This is a genomic window from Yoonia sp., from assembly GCF_042093035.1.
Classification (GTDB): domain Bacteria; phylum Pseudomonadota; class Alphaproteobacteria; order Rhodobacterales; family Rhodobacteraceae; genus Yoonia.
This window is the reverse complement of sequence record NZ_JBELFI010000062.1, coordinates 10,831-14,643: the sequence shown is the minus strand read 5'-3', so window position 1 is coordinate 14,643 and position 3,813 is coordinate 10,831. Positions and strand designations below refer to the sequence as shown.

The following is a 3,813-nucleotide window of genomic DNA, read 5'->3' as shown; positions in this document are numbered from 1 at the left end:
AGAAAGTGAGTGATAGAAGAAAACCTCACTACCAAAGCGGACTGAGCTTTCTTGCAAGAACGGCTGATTCGGTTGTTCTCGCTACGTAAGGTTCAGTTACTACTAATTTGTAGGGTCAAAAGTTCTTAGCAACTGAAATGAATGAACATCAGATCCAAGTCTCACTGACACCTCGATAGTCTGCGAGCTGTCCGCTTGTAGCCTTGGTGCTGCGATACGGACGACTCCACCGTACCTTGTCCCACGATTCATCGTAGTTGGCTTAAGATAGCTGTTCTGCAGTGCCGAAAGTCTCTGCTCAGAATTTGAGGAAATGCTGTCAATCTGGGCGCTGGTATTTGCAGATGCGGCTGCTGATGCCATCGCTGCCTGTGACGGATTGTAGGTGGTGCTTGTAAAGGTACCCATGCCACCACCGTAGCTATTGAAAGTACCTGTTGTGGTTTGAGGCTGAGAGGCGCTCATTGCCTGTGCCGCACCACCGAGAGCTGTCGCGAAAAGCGCCATATTGCGTGACCTAATTTCGGCTGCGCGAAGCTCATCATAGGTAAAAACCTTCGCAGGCGCATCATCCACAGTCGCCGAAATGACATTCGTAGAAAGTGTAAATCCAGGACCACGACGGACATCGGCCACCAAGAGCAACTCTATCTCGTCTGAGTTTGGCGCAGCGTTGGTCAAAGAGGTAAATGTCAGGGTTGTGTTGGCCTTGCTTGATACGTTTGTCGTTCGGCTGTCTGACGTCAGACAGGGTTGCGGCCGGAGATGACAGCATCGGCGATCCGCATGTCTCCGAGGCAATCGAGATCCTGTGGAAACGCAGGACCCGGTCGTTATCTGACACCTGAGAACGGTGACGGATTTTCATCCAATGGATCGGTGTCCCTGATGACCGCAGCGCCGGGACAAACACAGGGACCCTCACCATGCCATCACTTGATCGTTAGACGTCTGGACTTACCTGACATTTTGATACATTTCTTACCTCTGCATCAGCGCGCGAGAGGTATATCAAAGCCATGCTCTGATGATCCGAAAGAGACCTCAAATGATGTCTGCCATCCGGCGAATTGCACTGACCCTCCTGAGCGTCTTCTGGGCGTCCCTTTCGTATGCGGAGGTATCGGAGCCGTATACCAATATCGCCGTTGAAGCGCGGCTCATTTCAGTCGAAAATGCCGTCCCGCCGAATGCGACAACGCTTTCGCTTGGGTTGGATCTTCAGCTTGCCGAAGGGTGGAAAGCCTATTGGCGTTCCCCAGGTGAGGTCGGTTTACCGCCGCAGATTTCCTGGGAGGGGTCAAAAAATCTGGCCAGCGCTGAGATTCTCTGGCCTGCCCCGGAACGGTTCACCGCTTTTGGTATTGAGAATTTTGGGTATTACGACCGTGTCGTCCTGCCGGTGAAAGCCATGTTGGAGACCGCAGGCGAAGCTGTCGATCTAAAGGCGCAAGTGACGCTTCTGACCTGTTCAGATATCTGTGTGCCGCATGACTTCACGCTCAATCTGTCCATGCCTGCCGGCGTCGGTATCGACCTGCGTGCCGGTGATCTTATCACCGAATATGCGGACAAAGTGCCGCTGGACCCAGAGGCCAGTGATATCGTGATCGAGACAGCCGTCATTACCGATGACGCGCTTTATCTGACCGCCAGTTCGCCCAACAGATTTTCGACCCCCGATGTGTTCCCGGAGATGGGTCCGGGCTTCACTTTTGGCGCGCCAGATATCCGAACCAATAGTGCAAAGACAGAGGTCTGGGCAAAACTACCGCTGTTCGCACGTGATGATATAGTGCCAGCCGTGCAAGTGACTCTCACCGATGGGCCGCGCGCGGTGACCGCGACGCCTGCATGGTCCCAGCAGATACCTGACCCGCCTTTCCGGTTGACCGCCAGCCTGCCCGATCTTGCGCAGGTCCTGGCGATTGCCGCATTTGCGCTTCTTGGCGGCCTGATCCTCAATGTGATGCCCTGCGTTTTGCCGGTCCTTTCGATCAAGCTGACGTCGGTACTCAACCACGGTGACAAGCCCGCGCGCGAGGTCCGCAACGGCTTTTTGATGTCGGCGCTTGGTGTGCTTGTGTTCATGTGGGTATTGGCGACTGCAATCTTGCTGTTGCAATCGATTGGCATCACCGTGGGATGGGGGCTGCAATTCCAGAGCCCTGTTTTCCTGACGATCATGTTTTTGGTTCTCGCTGTCTTTGCCGCGAACCTTTTCGGGTTCTTCGACATTTCCTTGCCTTCGGGACTGCAAACACGATTGGCTCGTTCGAGCGGTCGGGAAGGCTATGCCGGAGACTTTGCGACAGGGGCATTCGCAGCGGTATTGGCCACGCCATGCTCTGCCCCCTTCCTTGGAACGGCGGTCGCCTTTGCGCTGACCGGACGGCCGCTTGACGTGTTCGTGGTGTTTTCGGCTCTGGGGTTGGGGCTTGCGTTGCCCTATCTTATCTTTGCATGGAAGCCCGGGTTGGTCCGAATGATGCCGAAGCCGGGCAAATGGATGGTCTTCATAAAATGGATCCTTGGTGTCCTGTTGGCTGGCACCGCGCTGTGGTTGCTTTGGGTCCTGAAGGGCGTGGCAGGACTTGAGGCATCTTTGATCGTGCTGGGCCTGGCGCTTGTGTTTGTGTTGCTGGCGACCGTGCCACTGCCCGGCAGCTACACGCGACTTGCGACACTGACCGGGATCGCCATCTTCGGCCTAGCGATCACAAGCAGCTTTGCGCCATCAGCGACGGCCAAGGCGCTCGATCAAGACTGGGTCGCATTTGACCGCAGCGAGATCCCCCGCCTTGTCTCGCAGGGGAAAACGGTTTTTGTGGACGTTACCGCTGATTGGTGCCTGACCTGCAAGGCAAACAAGGCGCTGGTGCTGGACCGTGCCCCGGTATCGGTACGTTTTCAGGATGAGGACATCGTCGCGATGCAGGCCGATTGGACACGGTCGGACCCGGCGATTTCCCGGTATCTGGAGTCCTTTGGCCGGTTTGGCATCCCTTTCAATATCATCTACGGACCCCGCGCACCCGAAGGGATCATCCTGTCAGAGGTCCTTTCAACAAGTTCCGTGATGGACGCTTTGGACACCGCCAGCCTTCGCTGATATCATGCCGTGTTCTTTGGCTCTTTGCCGGGTGAATAGCGTGGATGGGTCTCGTCCATCGCGAGGATCAACCAGACCCCCGAAAGTACCATCGCAACCCCTGTGACCCAGAAACCGGCCTCCAGCATTCCAGAGGCATCGGCGATCAAACCCATCGCGAGCGCGCCGATCGCATAGCCCAGGTCGCGCCAGAACCGGTACACGCCAAGCGCCGAGCCGCGCCACGACGGATGGGCGATATCACCCATTGCGGCGATCAAGGTCGGGTATAGCAGCGCCATCCCGACACCGGTGAACGCCGCGGCCACAGACCAACCAATGACGCTCGTCAGCAGCGGGAACGCCAGAACGCCCGCCGCGCATAGCAAGAAGCCAGAAACCGTCGGCCACTTGCGGCCCAAAACGTCCGACAGCGGCCCAGTCCAAAGCTGGCTCCCGCCCCAAATGAAGCCGTAAATTCCGGTCACCCAACCGATTTCGATCAATGTGGCGCCTTTGGAAACCATGAAAACAGGCACCAGCGCCCACATCAGCGCATCAACAAACTTTTCCACGCTGCCGGCTTGCGCCAACGCCATGAATGTCCGGTTCCGCCATGTCACAAGGGCAAATATCTGACGCGCTGTGGGGTTATCGGGCCCTTCAACATAGCGTGGAAGCGGCCCTTCGATGGTGCCCGATTTGTGCCGTGCGGCTTCGGC

3 protein-coding genes are annotated in these 3,813 nt (G+C 56.7%); 1 reads left to right on the top strand and 2 read right to left on the bottom strand.

From position 1 onward, the window contains the following. Positions 1–102 precede the first annotated feature (102 nt). Positions 103–681: a hypothetical protein gene (locus ACFDSS_RS09185; RefSeq protein ID WP_375255455.1), complete on the bottom strand. Its 579-nt coding sequence runs from the start codon at positions 679–681 to the stop codon at positions 103–105. A gap of 367 nt (positions 682–1,048) precedes the next feature. Between ACFDSS_RS09185 and ACFDSS_RS09180 the strand changes: the two genes are divergently transcribed. Then, entirely contained in the window at positions 1,049–3,112 is a 2,064-nt protein-coding gene (locus ACFDSS_RS09180) for a protein-disulfide reductase DsbD family protein (RefSeq protein ID WP_375255454.1), read from the top strand. Between the two features lie 2 nt (positions 3,113–3,114). On the opposite strand, the gene ACFDSS_RS09175 is transcribed toward ACFDSS_RS09180, so the two are convergent. Next, positions 3,115–3,813 (bottom strand): MFS transporter (locus ACFDSS_RS09175; protein WP_375255453.1); only part of this gene is annotated, 699 nt, incomplete at its 5' end.

Excerpts from the sequence above, each read along its gene's own strand:
- ACFDSS_RS09180 (WP_375255454.1), top strand. The coding sequence starts at position 1,049 with ATGATGTCTGCCATCCGGCGAATTGCACTGACCCTCCTGAGCGTCTTC.